Origin of the sequence: Agrobacterium sp. AGB01 (genome assembly GCF_014851585.1) — a bacterium.
Lineage (GTDB): Bacteria > Pseudomonadota > Alphaproteobacteria > Rhizobiales > Rhizobiaceae > Agrobacterium.
The window spans coordinates 145,109-163,951 of sequence record NZ_JACVAB010000004.1; the positions used below are offsets into that span (position 1 = coordinate 145,109).

The window sequence follows — 18,843 nt, forward strand, 5'->3', positions numbered from 1 at the left end:
ACGCCCAAACCATACCCTTTGCATAAGGATAACCGCCCATGAAAATCGTGGTCCCCGTTAAACGAGTTGTCGACTACAACGTGAAAATTCGCGTGAAAGCAGATGGCACGGGCGTTGAACTTGCCAACGTCAAAATGTCGATGAACCCGTTTGACGAAATCTCCGTCGAAGAGGCTCTTCGCCTGAAGGAAGTTGGCAAGGCCGAAGAAGTGGTCGTTGTGTCGATCGGTCCGGCAAAGGCCGAGGAAACCCTGCGTACGGCGCTGGCCATGGGTGCTGACCGCGCCATCCTGATTGAAACCGATGAAACGGTTGAGCCGCTGGCCGTTGCCAAGCTGCTGAAGGGCGTGGTCGACGCTGAAACGCCGGATTTGGTTATCCTCGGCAAGCAGGCAATCGATGACGACAGCAACCAGACCGGCCAGATGCTGGCAGCATTGCTCGGCTGGGGTCAGGGCACCTTTGCCTCGAAGGTCGAGATTGCTGACGGTTCTGTTGCCGTCACCCGCGAAGTCGACGGCGGCCTGCAGACCGTTTCGTTGAAACTGCCTGCCATCGTCACCACCGATCTTCGTCTGAACGAGCCACGTTACGCGTCGCTGCCAAACATCATGAAGGCCAAGAAGAAGCCGCTGGACAAGAAGACCCCGGCTGATCTCGGTGTTGATATTGCACCGCGCCTCAAGGTTTTGAAGACCGAAGAACCGGCTGGCCGCAAGGCTGGCGTCAAGGTTGGCTCGGTCGCAGAGCTGGTATCGAAACTCAAGGCCGACGGCGTATTGTAAGAGACGGATAAGGGAGATTTTATTATGGCCATTCTACTTCTGGCAGAACACGACAACGCAACCCTTTCCGACCAGACAGCCAAGACGCTGACCGCAGCCGCTAAAATCGGCGGCGACGTGCATGTGCTGGTGGCTGGTTCCGCTGCCAAGGCTGCAGCCGATGAAGCAGCAAAGCTGTCCGGCGTTGCCAAGGTGCTTCTTGCTGACGACGCGTCCTACGCAAACCAGTTGGCAGAACCGCTTGCTGCACTGATCGTTTCGTTGAGCGGTTCCTACGACGTCATCATCGCACCTGCGACCGCATCGGCCAAGAACGTTACGCCACGCGTTGCAGCTCTGCTCGACGTCGCACAGGTATCCGAAATCACCGAAGTGGTTTCCGCTGACACCTTCAAGCGCCCAATCTATGCCGGTAACGCCATCCAGACCGTACAGGCAACTGACGCCAAAAAGGTCATCACCGTTCGCACGGCATCTTTCGCTGCGGCTCCAGCCGGTGGTTCCGCTGCTGTTGAAGCGATCGCTGCTGCGACCAACCCAGGCATTTCGTCCTTCGTGTCGGACGCACTGGCATCGTCTGATCGTCCTGAACTGACATCTGCCAAGATCATCATCTCCGGTGGCCGTGCACTCGGCTCGTCGGAAAAGTTCAAGGAAGTCATTCTGCCGGTTGCCGACAAGCTGGGGGCGGCCGTTGGCGCATCGCGTGCGGCTGTTGACGCCGGTTATGCACCAAACGACTGGCAGGTTGGCCAGACCGGCAAGGTGGTTGCGCCGCAGCTTTACATTGCCGCTGGTATTTCCGGTGCCATCCAGCACCTGGCCGGCATGAAGGACAGTAAGGTCATCGTGGCCATCAACAAGGACGAAGAAGCACCAATCTTCCAGGTTGCTGACTACGGCCTCGTCGCAGACCTGTTCGACGCTCTGCCTGAGCTTGAAAAAGCAGTTTGATTGAGCCTGAAAGCATCCGGAGGGATTGAGGAATGAAGATGCCTTATCAAATCAGCATCGATCACGCTGAGCAAATCCGGAGAAGTGAATTGTCGAGATCGAAGCAACGCCCTGACACTCACGTGCCGCCGTTAGACGGTGAGGCATCACAGGTTTCCACTGGTGAAGGGCAATATGGCGCACTGGCCAGTTTTTTCCGAGTGATCCGCCTCATCTTTTCGAAGTAACAACTCAATGAACACTCAATATTCAGCACCTGAACGCGAGTCGATGGAATTCGACGTTGTGATTGTGGGTGCAGGCCCTGCGGGTCTGTCGGCCGCCATTCGTTTGAAACAGGTCAACCCGGACCTGTCTGTTGTTGTTCTGGAAAAGGGCGCTGAGGTTGGCGCACATATCGTGTCAGGTGCCGTGGTTGACCCGATCGGTATTGACCGGTTGCTTCCCGGCTGGCGTGAAGAAGAAGGCCACCCCTTCAGGACCGAGGTCAAGGACGACCAGTTCCTGTTTTTGGGGCCTGCCGGTTCCATCCGTCTGCCAAACTTTATGATGCCGCCTTTGATGAACAACCACGGCAATTACATCGTGTCGCTTGGTCTGGTCTGTCGTTGGCTGGCGGAAAAGGCGGAAGCTCTCGGCGTCGAGATCTATCCCGGTTTTGCTGCCAGCGAGGTTCTCTATGGTGACGACGGCGCGGTCATTGGCGTCGCAACCGGTGACATGGGCGTGGAACGAAACGGTGAGCCTGGCCCCAACTTCACGCGCGGCATGGCCCTGATGGGCAAATATGTGCTGATTGGTGAAGGTGTGCGTGGTTCGCTCGCCAAGCAGCTTATTGCGAAGTTCGACCTGCAGAAGGACCGTGATGTCCAGAAGTTCGGCATCGGCATCAAGGAACTGTGGCAGGTAAAGCCAGAGAAGCACAAACAGGGTCTGGTGCAGCACTCGTTCGGCTGGCCGCTGGGCTTTAAAACCGGTGGCGGATCGTTCCTGTATCATCTGGAGGACAATCTGGTGGCCGTCGGTTTTGTGGTGCACCTGAATTACAAGAACCCGTATCTCTACCCGTTTGAAGAGTTTCAGCGCTTCAAGACCCATCCGGCGATCAGCGAAACCTTCGAAGGGGCCAAGCGGCTGTCCTATGGCGCCCGCGCGATTACGGAAGGTGGCTACCAGTCGGTGCCAAAACTGTCCTTCCCTGGCGGCGCGCTGATCGGCTGTTCTGCCGGTTTCGTCAATCTTCCGCGTATCAAGGGCAGCCATAATGCCGTGCTGTCTGGCATGCTGGCGGCAGAAAAGATCGCCGATGCGATTGCTGCCGGCCGCGCCAATGATGAAGTGGTCGAGATCGAAACTGAATGGCGCAAGGGAGACATCGGCAAGGACCTGAAGCGGGTTCGCAACGTCAAACCACTGTGGTCCAGGTTCGGCACGTTGCTGGGCATTGGCCTGGGTGGTCTCGACATGTGGATCAACCAGATTTTCGGCTTGTCAATCTTCGGCACCCTGAAGCACGGCAAGACCGATGCGGAAAGCCTTGAGCCTGCTGCGAAACACAAGCCGATTGCCTATCCGCGACCGGATGGCGTGTTGACCTTCGATCGCCTGTCATCGGTGTTCCTGTCTTCCACCAATCATGAGGAAGACCAGCCTGTGCATCTGCATGTCAAGGACATGGATTTGCAGAAGCGCTCCGAGCATGATGTCTATGCAGGGCCTTCGACACGTTACTGTCCGGCAGGCGTCTATGAATGGGTCGAGAAGGATGGCGAAGAAGTCTACGTCATCAACGCGCAGAACTGCGTGCACTGCAAGACCTGTGACATCAAGGACCCCAACCAGAATATCAACTGGGTTCCGCCACAAGGCGGCGAAGGGCCGGTCTACGCCAATATGTAAGATGGCCCGGCCCGCACGGACCGCCGCCTTCGTGTGGACCTCAGCTTATTCCTTCAAGGATTGAATGTTTTTTCCATACCGGTAATGCCGTATTCCATGTCATCACGGACTTCGAACTGAAGAGTCTCGAAATCATCGCCCATAGAGCTGAAGTCGGCTTTTAAGTCCGTGCCAGATCGAATTCAGAATTTCAATTGATGCCACGGTTTAAAGAGCAGTAGCAATCCCGACAGACACAGATCAATCACGCATGGTTGATCTTGCCGATGAAGTCGCGGACGCGCATGCCTCTGATGCACTGAGTGTTGAGTTGATTGCGATGCAGACAGGTGTCAGCGCAACGGGACTTCAGCGCCTGTTTCGAAAGGGAGAGGGAAAGAGCGTATTTGATTTCGTCCGTATCGTCCGTCTGGAACGCGCCTACGAGGCGCTGAGGCGTGGAGATGCTACTGTACAGGAAGCCAGCGCAATCGCTGGCTACACAAGTGCCGCGAACTTCGCAACGGCATTTCGCCGCCAATTCGGTGAGGTCCCGACCGCTGTGCGTGGCAGGCAGTAGTGTTCACTTTTCACCGCTGCGACATAGAGAAAACCAGCAATCATCGCGAACAGGAATGAATAGAGTTGTAGTCAATAACGAGGATGACTTATCGAATGATGTGTTACTCACCATATAATTTCGCGCCGTTGATCTACTTCCAGTGACACCAAACTTCGGCGCCGGCGCCAGATGGTGGTTCCCATCAATGTGGGGGAAACCACCATCTGGCATCGACACCTAATTCTTCATGCGTATGTAGGGCTTAAAGAAGCTGACGTCATACCCTTCGACGGAAGCACGCAAGCCTAGGTCGGAATGCGACCAGACCTCAGCTTGCATATCCACAATCGCCAGCATGTCAGCAACATTTTCTCCTAGATTCTCAAGGTGCTTGATGCGAGCGGCAGGATTTATGAACTCTTCGTAGACGACAGCTTCAGTCTCGTCGTCATTGAAGAATATGTCGTAACGGATTGTGCCGATGTCCTTCTCGCGCGCAAGTCTGATGGTTTCTTCTGCAATCATTTTGAATTCAGGCGTCTTTCCCGGATGGATCTTCAACCGCACCATAGCCTGGAACCTGTCTGCTACAGTTTGTTCTGAGTTGTCCACAAGAGCCGGAAAGTCTGTGTATCCTGAGGCTAGACCGTTCGCCCCCACCCCGAAATACACGCTGTGATCAGCCGTATTAAGCGGAGCCTGCGACGCGATACGTTCTACGAAGTCGGGGTTGGCCAGCACCATTGCCCCATAGGATTCCAGATCGGCAAGCCCCGAAGCGATGTCTTTCCCGATGTCTTCGCGTGGACGGTCCGGTCGGTTGAGGATGAACGCCTGTTTCCAGATTCCTCGAAAATCATGCAGGATATCGTCGTCGCCGTAGTGAACGATGTGGAGATAGGCAAGTCCAAGCTTGTTTAGTTCACGGATCAAGTATCGGAAGAGGTCCGGTCCTTCGTCACCGTGATTGAGGCCAAAGCCGCCGAACCCGGGCGACAGTCTGATACCCGTTCGGTCCGACCCGATTGACTCGACGACAGCCTGAGCGACTTCGACCGCGAACCGAGCGCGGTTCTCCAGCGACCCGCCATACTGGTCTGTGCGCTGATTAGCGCTAATAGCCAAGAATTGGTGGATCAGATAGGCAATCCCATGGATTTCGACGCCGTCGGCCCCAGATGCAATGGCCTGTTTCGCTGCAAACGCATAGTCCCTCACGGTTGCCTGAACCTCTTCAGTCGTAAGAGCGCGGGGAACCGGAATATCCTTCATACCATCAAGGGTGTAAATCTGTTCGCCGGGTGCAATGGCGGATGGCGCGACCCCCTGTCGGTGGTGCGGTGTGTTATCGGGATGGGACATCCGGCCGGCATGCATAAGTTGATAAAAAACATAGCCGCCATGCGAGTGGATGGCATCATTCACGCCACGCCAGACTTCGACATGAGCCTCGGTGTATATCCCTGGCGTCATAGGATAACCCTGGCCATCTTCGGATGGCTGCGTGCCCTCGGTAATCGTCAGGCCGACGCCAGCACGCTGTCCGTAGTATTCAGCGGCAAGTGCTCCGGGTGTGCCATCGGGATTTGCGCGCGCACGTGTCATCGGCGCCATCACAAAGCGGTTCTTGAGCTCGACGCGGCCTAGCGTGAAGGGGGAATAGATGTCGGTCATTGTTCTTCCTTGGCTTATGATGAGATCAGACCCACACGAAACGGTGCGACTGCTCGAATTGGGGGACGAACGCTCGCCAATGGCTCCTTCCTTCAAGGAAGAGGGCTGTCGATCTTGACGAAGTCGTGGGCAATTAGCGGACCTCCCGGCGACTGGAACAGGCGGCTGCCATGTTCAACGTCACCCAAGTCGAGCCCGAAAAAGCCGAGTTGATCGATCAACTCGGCAACTTCTGCCTTTGCCGCCGCGTCATCGCCGGCAAAGAAAAGCACGCGTCTGCCGCCTTCCGCATCAGGTGCCTTTTCCAGGTTCATGAAGTAGTGATGATTGAAGGCCTTCACGACACGGGCGCCGGGCGCCCATTCTTCAAGGATCGACGTCGATGCACGGCCTGCAACGTCGATCGCAGGCAGCGGCGGGCGTTGCATTGGATTGTTTGTATCTATCAGAATCCGTCCGTTCCAATCGGGCAGTCCAGCAAGAGCGTCCTGCAGCTTCGGCCAGTTGACCGACAGGAACACGATGTCCTTGGACGCCGCCTCCTCGCGGGTACCGGCGGTGATAGATGGTCCGGCTTTGGCAACAAGATCGGCGAGCGTCTCTGGTCCGCGGCTGTTGGCGACCGTTGCTTCGATTCCTTTTGCACCAAGCCTAATTGCGATTGCACCGCCAATCATACCGGTACCGAGGATTCCGATGGTAGGCATATCAAGTCTCCTAATGGTCTAGATAGGTTGAGGCCGGCGCGCCTAGTCTATTTTCTGAAGGTCGTGGCTTGCCGGATACGTGGAGATCAGCCGCGATAGACCGGCGTTGATCCAGAGGGGCGCTGTCTGTCGCCAAGTGCGTGTAGCTTCTCCTGAGCGTCTGGATGTTGCGCTCGCCGGATTCCAGCCCTTTTGCAGTCGCGTGAACCGAGTAGTAGCCAAGGTGCAGGTCGTGCGGATGGGGGATTGCGGATCCGAGGACGAAAGTCGCGCCGCTTGTCCCGCCCTGAAGGGCGATGACGCCGTCATCTTTCGAAAAAATGAGAAGCTCGCCATTGGACGCCGGCGTGGCACCAGAAAGGCTTCCCTTCGAGATGGCGAGCCATCCAATTGCGTGACCTGCAGGCGGCACATAGTCCCAACGCTCATCCGCTGCGAGCGTCACAAGCAGGTAGTTCACGCCATCCGGCGCATTTACCGGGCTTGTGACACCACAATAGCTTCCGACGATCACATAGGCCGGGCCGACCTGCGGCATCGCAGTTGCCTCGAAATACTGGCTTTCCACTTCCGCCAATTCCAGTTCAGCAGGCAATGCCAGCCAGAGTTGGTAGCCGTGAATGCGCTCAGATTTACCCGAAGAGAGTTCCTTGCCGTGCCATACGCCGCCGCCAGCGCGCATCCACTCAACCCCGCCATATCCGATAGAGCCCTTGCCCGCTTCTGGATCGTCAAACTGGACGTCGCCACGGGTAAAGACGGTAACGGTACCGATACCGGAATGAGGATGCATTTTGTCGCCGGCTGCGAACTCGTCCATCACTCCGCCGAAGCTGTCGAGAAACACGAATGGCTTGAGTTGTTGGCCGAGGTCGCTCGGGCTGATGAGGCGGAACACTTCGCCGTGGCCTCGTCCGTTCGTACGGTGGATCACGGGGCGGCTTGCCAGAGCATTCGCTGCTCGAGCGATCTTTTGATCGGGCCGTACGGTGTTGATGATGGACATGAGTCTTCTCCTCGGGGAGGCCGTCGTGGGCCGTCCCGTAATGGTATTGCGTTCAGGATGGTGTTCTATGGAGCTTTACGCAGCGACGGCGCGTGCTGCCAACGTCGCCTTTGCCCACCACACTAGTTCGTCGAGTGCTGCGGTTGCCGAAGGAATAATGTTCTTCTCGATCGTTTCGATCGGTTGGTTACCGACGGCCGGGAAGACAGTGAAGAAGTCACTGCCACCGATATGGACGGCCGCATGTGTGGAGACCATGTGCATCTCGATGCCGATCAGGCGCAGGTGCTCGATGGCGCGTGCAGCACCGACACCGCCGTAGCCAATCGCGGTAAAGGGCTTGTGGTTCCATTCCTTGTAGGCATGGTCGAGGGCGTTCTTGAGCGCGCCGGTCAGTGAATGGTTGTACTCGGCGACCACGAATATAAAACCGTCGAAGCGCGCAAGTGTCTGCTGCCAGCGAACGGCCTCAGGGCTCTGGCTGGGTACCCATGCGCTAGAGGCCACCTCATCGAAGAACGGCAGATTGAAGTCGCGCAGATCTACAAGTTCGACATCGAGATCGGTGCGTGCCTGTGCCCGCTTCAGCATCCACTGCGCCGGTACGTCCGCAAACCGGGCGGCACGGGTTGAGCCAATGATCAGGGCAATTTTGGGCTTGGTGCTGGAATAGACTGACATGATTTTGTTCCTTATGTTGTGGTCAGAGCCGGAGTGGCATCGGATGCGTTCGATAAGGGAAAAATGCCGTATCTAGTCGCGGGGCACTAGCCAGCAAAACCGTCACTCGGTGTCGCTCAAACAGGGACAAGCACAGTGTGACATATAACATGCCGAAAGCCGGGCTCCGCTCACGCGTTGCCCGACTTTAACTGGCCGTACGATAGTATCGAACAGCATCGTTACTGAGCTTGAAGGTCCGGTCGGAATCGAACAGAGCCGATCAATGCCAAGCTTCATTCTGCCCATCTGCCTCAGAAACCGAAGTTGAAGAGGCCTGCACGGCTGGTTACAAACTATGCCGATAGCGCCTTCTGGTGTCCAGATTGCATGCGATAGCGACCTTGGCAGGATCTCGGCTTTTCCAGACATCTTCGGTCAGTCGGACCTTGTAGATACTGCTCTCTTCGGTGAAGAGCGGGCAGCGGTGGGCAAGCCATGTCAATCTCACCAGATAGGTGATGGATACGCTTGTGATGAGAGAGGTGATGGTCTTTCCATCACCCCTTTCAATCTCATGCTGCCTTTTGATCGATACGAGGAAAATCGATCTCGGTGTCGAGGGCTTCGTTCACGTAATTGGTGAACGTGTTCAAAGCGACATGGGCGATGATTTCGACGATCTCGGCATCGCTATAGCCGGCGGCACGGACTTTACCGATCTCATCAGCTCCAACCGAACCACGCACCGTCGTTAGCGCTCGGGCAAATTCGACGGCTGCCGCGGCCTTCGGATCGTTCGAGGTTCCATTGCGATTGGCCGCGATCTCGGCTTCATCGAGCTTGGCGAATTTCGCGCCCGTGAAAGTATGAGCCGAAAGGCAGTAATCGCAGCCGTTGGCTTGCGCCATCGCTAACGCGATCCGCTCGCGGGTCGCCGCCGTAAGCGTGCCTTTTCCGAGTGCGCCCTGCAGCGAAGTCAGGCCGGTAAGAGCCGCCGGACTGTTGGAGATGAGGCGGAAGATATTCGGCACTGAACCGATCTGCTTCTTGATCGCCTCCAGGATGGGCTGCGATGCTTCGGGGGCAGCTTCAATGGTTGCCGGGGTAGGAATGCGTGACATGCTATTCTCCTATGTGGGTTGTGGATTTAGCCTTTCGGCTTCGTTTCGGGATCAGGACTTGATAAATGCCAGCATATCGGCGTTCAGGACGTCGGGATGGGTGGCAAGCATTCCGTGGGGATAGCCTGGATAGATCTTCAGCGTGCCGTTCTTCAGCAGCTTGACGGCTAGCTTGGCAGAGGCGTTCACGGGAACGATCTGGTCGTCGTCGCCGTGCAGGACGAGCGTCGGCACGGAAATCTTCTTCAGATCTTCGGTTTGGTCCGTTTCAGAAAACACCTTGATGCCATCGTAATGGGCCTTGGCACTGCCGATCATGCCCTGCCTCCACCAGTTCTGTATCAGGCCCTGTGAGACCACCGCGCCGTCCCGGTTGAACCCGAAGAAGGGGCCGCTCGGCAGGTCGAGGTAGAATTGCGCCCGGTTCGCGGCGAGTGCGGCGCGCAGTCCGTCGAATACCTCGAGCGGCGTACCGTCCGGATTGTTCGGCGTCTTCAGCATCAGCGGCGGGATCGCACTGACAAGGATCGCCTTGGCGACGCGGTTCTGCGGCTCACCGAAGTTCGCGACGTAACGGGCGACCTGACCACCGCCGGTGGAGTGACCGATATGAACTGCGTTCCTGAGATCGAGGTGCTCATAGACAGCCGACGCGTCGGCCGCGTAGTGATCCATGTCGTGGCCGTCGCTAACCTGCTGGGACCTGCCATGGCCACGGCGGTCGTGCGCGACGACGCGATAGCCCTTCGAGAGGAAGAACAGCATCTGATTGTCCCAGTCATCAGATGACAGGGGCCAGCCGTGGTGAAAGACGATCGGCTGCGCGTCCTTCGGACCCCAGTCTTTATAAAACAGGCTGACGCCGTCTTGCGTGGTGATGAACGTTTCGGTCATTCTTGTATCTCCTTCTGTGGTTTGGATCGATGCGCCCTGGGCGGCAAGGATCGGGGTCGCGGAGGCCAGCGCCAGTGCTGAGGCTCCAAGCAGAACGTCTCGACGTGAGACAATGTATGACGGGGAATGCATGGTGCTCGTCCTCGCTTCGTGGATGTGGCTTAGACGCCTTTGTAGACAAGCCGCGTGAAGAAGGCGGGACTGATGATCGCCTTACCCCACTGGTCGTCGAAAGCCTCGGTCGGCTTCAAGGCGATGGTCTCCTCGACCGACCGGCCAGCGGACTTCGACCGCGCGACGTCATCTCGGATCGTCGCCAGCATCTCATGGTAGTGCTTGAGTTCGTCCAATGTGCCCTGCGGCTTGCCATGTCCTGAAATGATGACGGTGTCAGAGTCGGCCATCTCAATCACCCTGCCAGCTGCCGCAATCGTTCCGTCGATGCTGCCACCAGTGGAGTAGTCGATGAAGGGATAAAAACCGTTCCAAAACAGGTCGCCGACGTGAACGACGTTCTCTTCGATGAAATGGACAGAGAGGTCGCTATCGGTATGGGCTGGCTCGTAGACGGTTATTGCCAGCTTCGAACCGGCGAGTTCGAGGACCGTGTCCCGATCAATGGTCGTACCCGGCACGGCACTGGGCGGCGACTGTGGAAAGATGAAGTTCCAGTCTTCCACCCGTTGTGCCTCCATGAGATGCCGGCGGGTGTTTTCATGGGCGGTGATCGCGGCACCTTCGGAATGGAGCCATTCGTTCCCATCTGTGTGGTCGAAATGCCAGTGCGTGTTGATAAGATGCTTGACTGGCTGGGCGCCAAGGGCCGCCAGGGATGCCTTGATCCGCGGGCGGGAAGCAGTGATCCCTGCATCGACGAGAACTTTTTCATCCTTGCCGAGTAGGACGCCGATGTTGCCGCCGGAACCTTCAAGCACCGAGATGCTGCCTCGGATTTTGTGAATCACGATGTCCGATCCTGCAGCGGCGGCGCGAAGACTATCGACAATATTTGCTGCGTGAGCAGGTTTGGGCCACAACGCGACTTGAGACAAAGAGAGTGCTGAAACGCCGCCAATAACGAAAGAGCGGCGACTAAGTTGCGTGGTCAAGAGGCTATTCATTTCTACGTCCTTCGATTTCTTCGTTGAGGTGCAAGAGCGGCGCTCATGCGTTCGATAAACAAAGAATGACGTAGCTGGACGTGGGGCACTAGCCGGCAAAATCGGCACTTGCTGTCGCTAAATCTGGGACAGATAAACGTTGGTAAAAATGCCAAGAGCCGGACAACGCTTGCGCGTGTCCGGCTCTTGGAAGGGCTAACGGCAAATGGAAATAATCAGTTGGCAAATGCTACGGGAACATCGGTGTCGCTACGCTTTGCGAGAAAGGCATCAAGACTGAAAGCGCCAGCGCCGAATGCAACGACCTGCAGCAAGCCACCTGTCAACATGACGTTTTTGAAGAAATTAACGAGTGTGTTCTCGTCCGCCAGATTGCTGTGGAAGTAGTAGGCCGTCACCATTGTGAATATGGCAAGCAGGACGGCGACCGGGCGAACCTTGTAGCCTAGCGCGACCAGCAGGCCGCCTCCGACCTCTAGCGTAATCGCACCGACTGCACCAATTACCGGAAGTGGGATACCGACCAGCTCGACGAGAGCGACGGTTTTTTCAAAAGTCGCAGCTTTGGCGAGGCCGAAAAAAACAAAAGGAAGGCCGATCAGCAAGCGGCCAGCGAGGGGAAGATAGCGTTCAGTTGTCATGTTCAAACTCCTTGTTGAGACAGGATGTGTTCGTCATCCGTGAAATGAGGATGTCAAAATCGATCCAGCTCAACTAGCCGCCGAACCTGCTACGCGATGTCCCGGAATGAGGGACAATTTCAGAGAAGAAAGAGATTCCGATTATTACCTCTTCTCAAATGGCAGGCAGGAACGTTCCGGAGGCGATCAGCAAGAGGTCCGCTGGTTTGACGACATGGAATGTGTCCTCGGTATCAGCGAGGGAGACGATGTCGCCCTTTTTGAAATGTTTGTCACCAAACGTCACATGCCCGTCGAGGACAATCAGAACGCGTATGATGTCTTCACCATCACTCAGTGGCAACAGATGTCGACCGATGCTGAGACGGGCATCATGTACCCTGGCCCGGCTACGAAGGATCAGGGGTGCGTTCGAACAAGATGCGAGTAACCGCCACTGATCCAAATGAGATTTACTCGTTTCAACGAATTGAACCGTTGCATGCTGAGCGTAGGGTTCCGGACGAAAGTGGATGGAGTAAGCCTCTGCCGGATCCCGGCCAAGCGTTCGCTCCTCATGATGGAATGTGTGTCCGGCACTCACGACGGTCGTCAACGAGGGCGTAAGTTTTTGCTCGTGCCCCAGACTATCTATGTGAAGTACGACACCCGATCGAACACAGGTCAGGATTTCATCGTCCTGATGTTGATGCATGTGGGCGACGAAACCTGGCAGCGAATAGGATCGCTCGATTTTCGTAATCCCTAAAATCTTCCGCTTCGCTTCCCCCATGCCCGAACCGGGATAGACGACCTCAATGGTACAACCTTGCTTCCAGCTGCCATTGCGCTGCTCGGGTTTTATCTTCGTCGTATCCATGTGCTCGGCTCCTCAAGGGAAAAATCCATCGCGGTCACTGAATGACGCGCACCGCTCACAAATTATTGTACCTCTTGCTGGCACAGTAGACGGCAATTATGCTATTCAATGTCGCATAATGGGGGACGGAGGTTTTGCATGGAAATTGACGATCTAAGGACGTTCGTGGAAGTAGCGGATGCGGGCGGCGTTAACTCCGCAGCTCGCCGGCTTGGTTTGGCAAAATCCATCGTTAGCCGACGTGTGTTGCGGCTTGAGGAGGAACTTGGAGTCCAATTGCTGACACGATCAACCCGTGGTGCGGGGTTGACGGAGGCGGGTACATTGTTCCGTGAACGAGCAGCCGATATTTGCGCCTCAATCGATGCCGCTCGTGAAGAAATGTCACCCGAAGGGGAGCTTCGGGGACTTTTGCGCGTAGCTGCACCGGCCTCTTTTGCTGCGCAACTGGCAAAATCTCTTGCCGAATTTGGTCGTCAGCATCCATCCTTGCATGTGCACGTACGCTTCAACGACCGCTACGTCGATCTGGTGGCGGAAGGTTTCGATTGCGGCATCCGGGTTGGTTATCTGCCAGACTCCAATCTGGTCGCTCGAAAGATTGGAACTTTGGGGGTGAAACTATATGCAAGCCCAAGCTATGTCGCTCAACATGGCACGCCGCAAAGTCCCTCTGACATCATCAAGCATTCAGCGATAACACCTGCGACGGACGCCTGGACGTTTACGAAAGACAACCAGTCGGTCACCGTACATCCACAAGGCCGGTTCAAGGCAGACAGTGCTCATGTGCTCGTCGAGGCAGCGGTCGCAGGCATAGGCATAGTCGCCATGGGGGAGATCATGGCTGATCCCTACGTCGCAGCCGGTGCCCTAGTCCCTATCATGACGGAGTACCAACTTCCGCCCGTCGGCATTTTCATCGTGCGTCCACCTGGACAAAAGCCGACGAGAAAAGTCAGGCTCTTGATCGACCTTCTGGCCGAAGAGTTTGCCGCGACCAAACAAAGATAACTTTTTTGGCCAATTACTCGCTGTCGCGTTAACTCCACTCGGCGCAGTATGTCGATTTATATCGTTATTGCGGAGAGGTAGTAACGACAGGAACAACAGAGGCAGGGAGAAACCTGCCTTTTGCCAAAAGAATGATCGAGCCTGCTATGATCGCGAACAAACCGGCATTGGTCATTATGAATAATGACAAGGAAAGGAATTGAAGAACCGGGTCTTCACTCGCGCTGGCAAGTTTTACACCTGCAGTCGATATGGCAGTTAATCCGAAGGTAAAAGCCCAATAGGATGCGGAAAATGGCTGCTTGAGTATCCACGGCGTGAGACGCAATAAGATCGCCAGTTGCAGCACGGCATATCCAAACAGTGCGTGCACGAATATGTCTGTTACACCTCCGTTTACGCTGAGATATGCGACACTACCGACGGCTGGTGGTGCGAGCTGTATGCCCAGCGTCGCCCGTAGAGCCGGGGTTAGTTCGGGCATAGTGTATAGCCTGTGTAGCAGGATCGACTCGATCGCAAGCCATGATAACAGACCTGCCCCAAACGCGAGTTGTCCCATCTCTTGGTGACCGAGCGCGCCCATCACAATAGCGGTGACAAAAGATCCCGCGACCGTCGGCAGATAAAGTACAGGTGTCGACGCAGCCGGATCACGTGCACCCTGCCAGAGGCGACCTGTTCTCCAAAGCGCAAAACCGAAGGTGGCGGCAAAGCCGAGTACCAGTAAAATTTCGGTGGCAGTTCGGGAGTAAGGTAGTAGCGCCAGTCCAGCCAACATCGTGGCGACACCGACCAACCCAACAAAACAGCATTGAATGGCATGTTCAGTTTCGGCCAAAGCATCATGGCGTGCCAGAACCCATTTTGCGGCGTAAAGCATTGTGACAAGGCACCAGACAGCCACTCCAGCAAGACTAAAAAATTCACCCGGCGGCGTTGGAAAATTCCATGCGTCTGCTGCTGTTCGCCATGTAGATCCGAGCCCAACCAGTCCGAGCACGATACCGAAGAAAGACGCAGGCACTCGCCCGACCACTGACCTCAAGCCATGTTGTTTTGTGGACATTTTCAACGCTCCTTTCTTTCGGCCAGATGCAGCCGACACGACCTGACTGGCTGATTGCTGCTTGCAGGCATCTTCACTAAGTCCATAACTTGAACGGCGTACCTATGCTTTAGTAGCCGCTTCTGGCGGTACGCGATGTCGCGTACCGCGGCACAGCTCCAGCGGGACGGGAGAACTGGTCAGATTTCGGAGAAATCCACTTCCGTTTCAGAGACATTATTGATGAGGTTGGTGAAGAAGTTTTCTGCCACCACCGCAACGATTTCAACGATCTGCGCATCGCTGAAGCCGGCGCCGCGCACCGCATCAATATCGTCCTGCGTTACCTTACCACGGGCCTGCGCCACCCGGCGGGCAAATCCGGCTACGGCTGCAGCCTTTGGTTCCTCAGACGTGCCTTGCCGGGCCAGCTCAATTTCCTCGCGGCTGAGCTTGGAAAAAGTAAAGCCGGTAAATGTGTGAGCGGCATTGCAATATTCGCAGCCGTTTACGGCGGCAACCGCCAGGGCAATGCGTTCACGGGTCTTCACGTCAAGCGCCTTGCCAAGCCCCTGGTTGAGAGCGGCATGGGCATTGATGACCGCCGGGCTGTTGGAAAGAACACGGAAGAAGTTTGGCACGCGGCCAAGTTTTGTATTGATCGCGCCCAATGTGGCCTGTGATGCCTCTGGTGCGGACTGCGGTTCAGGAATGCTAATGCGGGACATGTCATTTCCTCTCATTGTCTGTTTTTTTGGGAGGTTGGCGACCGATGTCGGCGGGTTTTGCGTCAACACCGGCCCACGGTCCAAGGGTCTGTCAGGCACCCACTGGAATGGGGTTGTCGACAATGCTTTGGTTGAAGGCGTTAAACAGCACATGTTCATTGGCACCGGGGTTGTCGCGCATCGGCCGGACGGCATCGACAATCACCTCAGGCGCATCACTGGCAAGCGCAACCAACGTCTGCTCAATGAAGGCGGCCAGCGGCATGGCACGCGGATCACCACTTTTGTAGATCAGGTCAGTATCTACCCACGGTGGCGCAATTTCCTGCACCCGCACAGTTGTGTCACGCAGCTGGAAACGTTGCGACAGGGCGAAGGAATGCAGGGCGGCTTTGGTGGCCGAATAGATGGCGTTGCTGGCAATTGGCACAAAGGCAAGCACGCTGCTGGTATAAAGAATGGTGGCCTGTGGCCGCGTTTTCAGATGTTCAATCAATGCCGAGGTAACACGGATTGGCCCCAGCAGGTTGGTGGTAATCAGATCCTGCGCAACCGCATCATCAACCGGGCCGGATACATCGTCAAACGGCATGAAACCGGCATTGTTGAACACCACGTTAAGGTCAGGATAGGTCGCCACCAGTTCCTTTGCTGCCGCTTGAATACTGTCAACGCTAGTCACATCAAGGGGTATCGCAACCATGCCGGGGTTGGCGGCAGTTACTTCATCCAGAAGCGCCTTGCGCCGCCCTGAAATAATCACCTTGTTGCCCAGCTTGTGCAGCGCTTCGGCAAGGCCACGGCCAATGCCGCTGGTGCCGCCGGTAATAAAAATCGTGTTGCCTGTCAGTTTCATCGCAATGATCCTTTGTTTCGAGGGGAAGAAGCGCGCGACGTGTTCAGGCCGCGTTGGTAAGGCGAGAGGCCGGATGGGTGGCGGAAAGCTGAGGCCCTAGTGCGAGCCTCGCTGCCTCATAAGCATTCCACAATGCAATGTCCTTCAGTGCCGGAATGGTGCTGGTTTCACCCTGGTCAAAGCCGGCAAGGGCGGCATCGACCATGTCTTCTGCCTGCATCACGATTTCGCTTGGCAGATGTTCAACCGGCAATCCGCCCAACGCCCAGAAATCGGTCCGTGTGGCGCCGGGCAACACGGCCTGGGCGCGAATGCCCTTGTCGGCAAGTTCGTGGTTGAGCGAGGTGGTGAAGGCCTGCACAAAAGCTTTTGTGCCGCCATAAACGCCATTGAGCAACTCTGGTGCGACCGCCACAATCGAGGCAATGTTGATTACCGTTCCACCGCCACGCGCCACAAAACCGGGCACTGCGGCATAGGTCAGGCGCATCAGCGCCGTCACGTTCAGCTGCACCATGGCCTCCATACGCTCTATATCGCTGTCCAGCAGTGTCGTGTGGGTGCCAATGCCGGCATTGTTGACCAGCGCGCTAATGCTGGCATCTTCCCGCAGTACCTTTTCAACACTGGCAAGATCGGCCGCTTTACTGAGGTCGGCGGCCAGCACTTCCACGGCGCGACCCGTCTTGTCAGAAATTGCTGAAGCGAGCGCCTGAAGCTTTTCCCTGTTGCGCGCCACAAGAATAAGGTCATAGCCGCGTGCCGCCAGACGGTCGGCGTAAATGGCGCCAATACCCGTGGAGGCGCCGGTAATCAGTGCAGTTCCCTTGGCAGTCATTGATGTGATCCTTGTTTGTTCAAGAGAGCGTCGTTGCTCTCGACAAGGCTGTTATGGACCAATTGGTCGATGTCTGATATGACGTATAAACTACGTTTTTAAGACATTAGGATCGGACCGCCCAATGCCGCATATATCAATGGTGCTGACACCGGGTTTTCAGTTTTTGGCGCTTGGCGTGCAGGCCGCTTTTGAGCTGGCCAATGTCTTGCAGGGGCAAGACTATTACACGCTGTCCATATCTTCGGTGGGAGGTGGCCCCGTGATCTCCTCAAGCGGTTTTGCGGTGCCAACAACACGGCTGGATGAGGTTGGCGCGGTGGACACACTGCTGCTGCTCGCCGGCCTTGTACCGCCCCCGCAGCAGGATAAGGTTACACTTGCCACCCTGCGCAGCATGGCGAGGGAAGCTCGCCGGGTTGCCGGTCTCTGCACTGGTTCGTTTCTTCTTGGGCAAATGGGCCTTCTGGAAGGCCGCCGCGCTACCACGCACTGGTCCTACGCCCGCGAGATGCGGGAGAGCTTTCCTAATGTGCGGGTGGAAGATGATCGCATCTTCATCAATGAAGGGCCAATCTGGACATCGGCCGGTCTAACGGCCGGTCTGGATCTCGCCGTCGCCCTGATCGAAAAAGATTTGGGACGGGATGTCGCCAGTGCCATTGCCAGGCGGCTGGTCATGCATCATCGCCGCGCAGGTGGCCAATCCCAGCATTCCGAACTTCTAGAACTTGCCCCCAGCAGCGACCGCATCCAGAAGGCACTGATCCATGCGAAGTCCCACGTTGCCAACTCGCTGACGGTGGAAGAACTGGCTGAGGTTGCTGCTCTTTCGCCGCGCCAGTTCAGCCGTGCGTTTCGCGCGGAAACCGGCCAGACCCCCGCCAAGGCAGTCGAGCAGATCCGCCTTGAGGCGGCTCGCCTGATGATTGAGGAAACCCGCCATCCCATGGACCAGATTGCCCGCGAAAGCGGCTTTGTGGATCTACGTCGCATGCGCGAGGCCTTCATGCGCCAATATGGACAGCCACCTCAGGCCATTCGTCGTCTGGCGCGGACGTCATGACACTTCTCTGAGAAGTTCAGGTTTACAGCTAGAGCAATTTGTGGAAACGGCTTTCAAGCCGTTGCGCTCTACTCGTCGAGCACTTGAGGGACACGAACCCGGATTCGAAAGTGCTTTGATGAGTAGTCAATAATTGAGTGGACCTCTGAGGTCACTGCCCCACATTTGAGGCGGCTAACGGCGGGAACTGTCGGCGTTAGGCCGATTGAAGTGCGGGCCGCTCCTTCGTTGAGACGGCCCGCTAGATGGATGATCGAGGACAAGACTACTGTAAGCGCTGCAACAGTTCTCACGGCTTTACCTGTGAAGGTTGCCATTAACTAAAACGCGGAGCAAACGCCTGTAGATGGTACGTACTCTAGATACATTTGATTCTTCGGTCTATTCGCTTTCTAGTGCGCTTCCTGTAAGCCTGTCGTCGACCGCCA

19 protein-coding genes and 1 pseudogene are annotated in these 18,843 nt (G+C 56.3%); 6 read left to right on the forward strand and 14 right to left on the reverse strand.

What is annotated here, in order from left to right; translation table 11 throughout:
* Positions 1–38 precede the first annotated feature (38 nt).
* The 4 genes from IB237_RS15500 (at position 39) to IB237_RS15515 (ending at position 4,197) form a co-directional block, all read left to right on the forward strand.
* Positions 39–785: an electron transfer flavoprotein subunit beta/FixA family protein gene (locus tag IB237_RS15500; protein ID WP_192489589.1), complete on the forward strand. Its 747-nt coding sequence runs from the start codon at positions 39–41 to the stop codon at positions 783–785.
* A 24-nt stretch (positions 786–809) separates the two neighbouring features.
* Complete coding sequence (locus IB237_RS15505; RefSeq protein ID WP_192489590.1) at positions 810–1,739, forward strand: electron transfer flavoprotein subunit alpha/FixB family protein; 930 nt, start codon at positions 810–812, stop codon at positions 1,737–1,739.
* Positions 1,740–1,973: 234 nt separating this feature from the next.
* Positions 1,974–3,638, forward strand: a complete 1,665-nt coding sequence (locus IB237_RS15510) for an electron transfer flavoprotein-ubiquinone oxidoreductase (RefSeq protein ID WP_192489591.1) — start codon at positions 1,974–1,976, stop codon at positions 3,636–3,638.
* 250 nt (positions 3,639–3,888) lie between these two features.
* The gene (locus tag IB237_RS15515; protein WP_192489592.1) at positions 3,889–4,197 is read left to right on the forward strand and encodes an AraC family transcriptional regulator; all 309 of its coding nucleotides are present in this window, start codon (positions 3,889–3,891) and stop codon (positions 4,195–4,197) included.
* Between the two features lie 594 nt (positions 4,198–4,791).
* Here the strand turns inward: IB237_RS15515 and IB237_RS15520 are convergent.
* The 10 genes and pseudogenes from IB237_RS15520 to IB237_RS15565 form a co-directional block, all read right to left on the reverse strand.
* A pseudogene (locus tag IB237_RS15520) lies at positions 4,792–5,853 on the reverse strand (alkene reductase); the annotation flags it as partial.
* 92 nt (positions 5,854–5,945) lie between these two features.
* Positions 5,946–6,560: an NADPH-dependent F420 reductase gene (locus tag IB237_RS15525; RefSeq protein WP_192489594.1), complete on the reverse strand. Its 615-nt coding sequence runs from the start codon at positions 6,558–6,560 to the stop codon at positions 5,946–5,948.
* Between the two features lie 10 nt (positions 6,561–6,570).
* Positions 6,571–7,566, reverse strand: coding sequence for a pirin family protein (locus tag IB237_RS15530; RefSeq protein WP_210323977.1), 996 nt, complete (start codon positions 7,564–7,566; stop codon positions 6,571–6,573).
* A 75-nt stretch (positions 7,567–7,641) separates the two neighbouring features.
* Complete coding sequence (locus IB237_RS15535) at positions 7,642–8,247, reverse strand: NADPH-dependent FMN reductase (protein ID WP_192489595.1); 606 nt, start codon at positions 8,245–8,247, stop codon at positions 7,642–7,644.
* Positions 8,248–8,575: 328 nt separating this feature from the next.
* Complete coding sequence (locus tag IB237_RS26445; protein WP_371815334.1) at positions 8,576–8,737, reverse strand: DUF1348 family protein; 162 nt, start codon at positions 8,735–8,737, stop codon at positions 8,576–8,578.
* A 64-nt stretch (positions 8,738–8,801) separates the two neighbouring features.
* Positions 8,802–9,350 carry a carboxymuconolactone decarboxylase family protein gene (locus tag IB237_RS15545; protein ID WP_192489596.1) on the reverse strand — a complete coding sequence of 183 codons (549 nt, stop codon included), beginning with the start codon at positions 9,348–9,350 and terminating at the stop codon, positions 8,802–8,804.
* 51 nt (positions 9,351–9,401) lie between these two features.
* On the reverse strand, positions 9,402–10,244 hold the full coding sequence (locus IB237_RS15550; protein WP_371815335.1) for an alpha/beta fold hydrolase: 843 nt from the start codon (positions 10,242–10,244) through the stop codon (positions 9,402–9,404).
* A gap of 161 nt (positions 10,245–10,405) precedes the next feature.
* On the reverse strand, positions 10,406–11,365 hold the full coding sequence (locus tag IB237_RS15555; protein WP_192489598.1) for an MBL fold metallo-hydrolase: 960 nt from the start codon (positions 11,363–11,365) through the stop codon (positions 10,406–10,408).
* A 215-nt stretch (positions 11,366–11,580) separates the two neighbouring features.
* Entirely contained in the window at positions 11,581–12,006 is a 426-nt protein-coding gene (locus IB237_RS15560) for a DoxX family protein (protein ID WP_192489599.1), read from the reverse strand.
* Between the two features lie 154 nt (positions 12,007–12,160).
* Complete coding sequence (locus tag IB237_RS15565) at positions 12,161–12,865, reverse strand: pirin family protein (protein ID WP_192489600.1); 705 nt, start codon at positions 12,863–12,865, stop codon at positions 12,161–12,163.
* Positions 12,866–13,003: 138 nt separating this feature from the next.
* Between IB237_RS15565 and IB237_RS15570 the strand changes: the two genes are divergently transcribed.
* Positions 13,004–13,879: a LysR family transcriptional regulator gene (locus IB237_RS15570; RefSeq protein WP_192489601.1), complete on the forward strand. Its 876-nt coding sequence runs from the start codon at positions 13,004–13,006 to the stop codon at positions 13,877–13,879.
* A gap of 64 nt (positions 13,880–13,943) precedes the next feature.
* On the opposite strand, the gene tehA is transcribed toward IB237_RS15570, so the two are convergent.
* The 4 genes from tehA to IB237_RS15590 all read right to left on the reverse strand — a co-directional run bounded on the left by tehA (position 13,944) and on the right by IB237_RS15590 (position 17,349).
* Complete coding sequence (gene tehA, locus IB237_RS15575; RefSeq protein ID WP_192489602.1) at positions 13,944–14,948, reverse strand: dicarboxylate transporter/tellurite-resistance protein TehA; 1,005 nt, start codon at positions 14,946–14,948, stop codon at positions 13,944–13,946.
* 179 nt (positions 14,949–15,127) lie between these two features.
* Positions 15,128–15,655, reverse strand: a complete 528-nt coding sequence (locus IB237_RS15580) for a carboxymuconolactone decarboxylase family protein (protein WP_192489603.1) — start codon at positions 15,653–15,655, stop codon at positions 15,128–15,130.
* A 91-nt stretch (positions 15,656–15,746) separates the two neighbouring features.
* Positions 15,747–16,511 carry an SDR family oxidoreductase gene (locus IB237_RS15585; RefSeq protein ID WP_192489604.1) on the reverse strand — a complete coding sequence of 255 codons (765 nt, stop codon included), beginning with the start codon at positions 16,509–16,511 and terminating at the stop codon, positions 15,747–15,749.
* A 43-nt stretch (positions 16,512–16,554) separates the two neighbouring features.
* On the reverse strand, positions 16,555–17,349 hold the full coding sequence (locus IB237_RS15590; RefSeq protein WP_192489605.1) for an SDR family oxidoreductase: 795 nt from the start codon (positions 17,347–17,349) through the stop codon (positions 16,555–16,557).
* Positions 17,350–17,473: 124 nt separating this feature from the next.
* On the opposite strand from IB237_RS15590, the gene IB237_RS15595 reads away from it, so the two are divergent.
* On the forward strand, positions 17,474–18,415 hold the full coding sequence (locus IB237_RS15595; RefSeq protein ID WP_210323978.1) for a GlxA family transcriptional regulator: 942 nt from the start codon (positions 17,474–17,476) through the stop codon (positions 18,413–18,415).
* The last annotated feature ends 428 nt before the right edge of the window (positions 18,416–18,843 follow it).

What these genes read in the sequence shown, in the direction of transcription:
- IB237_RS15570 (WP_192489601.1), top strand. Translation starts at nt 13,004, where the DNA reads ATGGAAATTGACGATCTAAGGACGTTCGTGGAAGTAGCGGATGCGGGC.
- IB237_RS15525 (WP_192489594.1), bottom strand. Translation starts at nt 6,560, where the DNA reads ATGCCTACCATCGGAATCCTCGGTACCGGTATGATTGGCGGTGCAATC.
- IB237_RS15555 (WP_192489598.1), bottom strand. Translation starts at nt 11,365, where the DNA reads ATGAATAGCCTCTTGACCACGCAACTTAGTCGCCGCTCTTTCGTTATT.
- IB237_RS15510 (WP_192489591.1), top strand. Translation starts at nt 1,974, where the DNA reads ATGAACACTCAATATTCAGCACCTGAACGCGAGTCGATGGAATTCGAC.
- IB237_RS15595 (WP_210323978.1), top strand. Translation starts at nt 17,474, where the DNA reads ATGCCGCATATATCAATGGTGCTGACACCGGGTTTTCAGTTTTTGGCG.
- IB237_RS15515 (WP_192489592.1), top strand. Translation starts at nt 3,889, where the DNA reads ATGGTTGATCTTGCCGATGAAGTCGCGGACGCGCATGCCTCTGATGCA.
- IB237_RS15545 (WP_192489596.1), bottom strand. Translation starts at nt 9,350, where the DNA reads ATGTCACGCATTCCTACCCCGGCAACCATTGAAGCTGCCCCCGAAGCA.
- IB237_RS15565 (WP_192489600.1), bottom strand. Translation starts at nt 12,865, where the DNA reads ATGGATACGACGAAGATAAAACCCGAGCAGCGCAATGGCAGCTGGAAG.
- IB237_RS15590 (WP_192489605.1), bottom strand. Translation starts at nt 17,349, where the DNA reads ATGACTGCCAAGGGAACTGCACTGATTACCGGCGCCTCCACGGGTATT.
- IB237_RS15530 (WP_210323977.1), bottom strand. Translation starts at nt 7,566, where the DNA reads ATGTCCATCATCAACACCGTACGGCCCGATCAAAAGATCGCTCGAGCA.
- IB237_RS15580 (WP_192489603.1), bottom strand. Translation starts at nt 15,655, where the DNA reads ATGTCCCGCATTAGCATTCCTGAACCGCAGTCCGCACCAGAGGCATCA.
- tehA (WP_192489602.1), bottom strand. Translation starts at nt 14,948, where the DNA reads ATGTCCACAAAACAACATGGCTTGAGGTCAGTGGTCGGGCGAGTGCCT.
- IB237_RS15500 (WP_192489589.1), top strand. Translation starts at nt 39, where the DNA reads ATGAAAATCGTGGTCCCCGTTAAACGAGTTGTCGACTACAACGTGAAA.
- IB237_RS15505 (WP_192489590.1), top strand. Translation starts at nt 810, where the DNA reads ATGGCCATTCTACTTCTGGCAGAACACGACAACGCAACCCTTTCCGAC.
- IB237_RS15535 (WP_192489595.1), bottom strand. Translation starts at nt 8,247, where the DNA reads ATGTCAGTCTATTCCAGCACCAAGCCCAAAATTGCCCTGATCATTGGC.
- IB237_RS15585 (WP_192489604.1), bottom strand. Translation starts at nt 16,511, where the DNA reads ATGAAACTGACAGGCAACACGATTTTTATTACCGGCGGCACCAGCGGC.
- IB237_RS15550 (WP_371815335.1), bottom strand. Translation starts at nt 10,244, where the DNA reads ATGACCGAAACGTTCATCACCACGCAAGACGGCGTCAGCCTGTTTTAT.
- IB237_RS15560 (WP_192489599.1), bottom strand. Translation starts at nt 12,006, where the DNA reads ATGACAACTGAACGCTATCTTCCCCTCGCTGGCCGCTTGCTGATCGGC.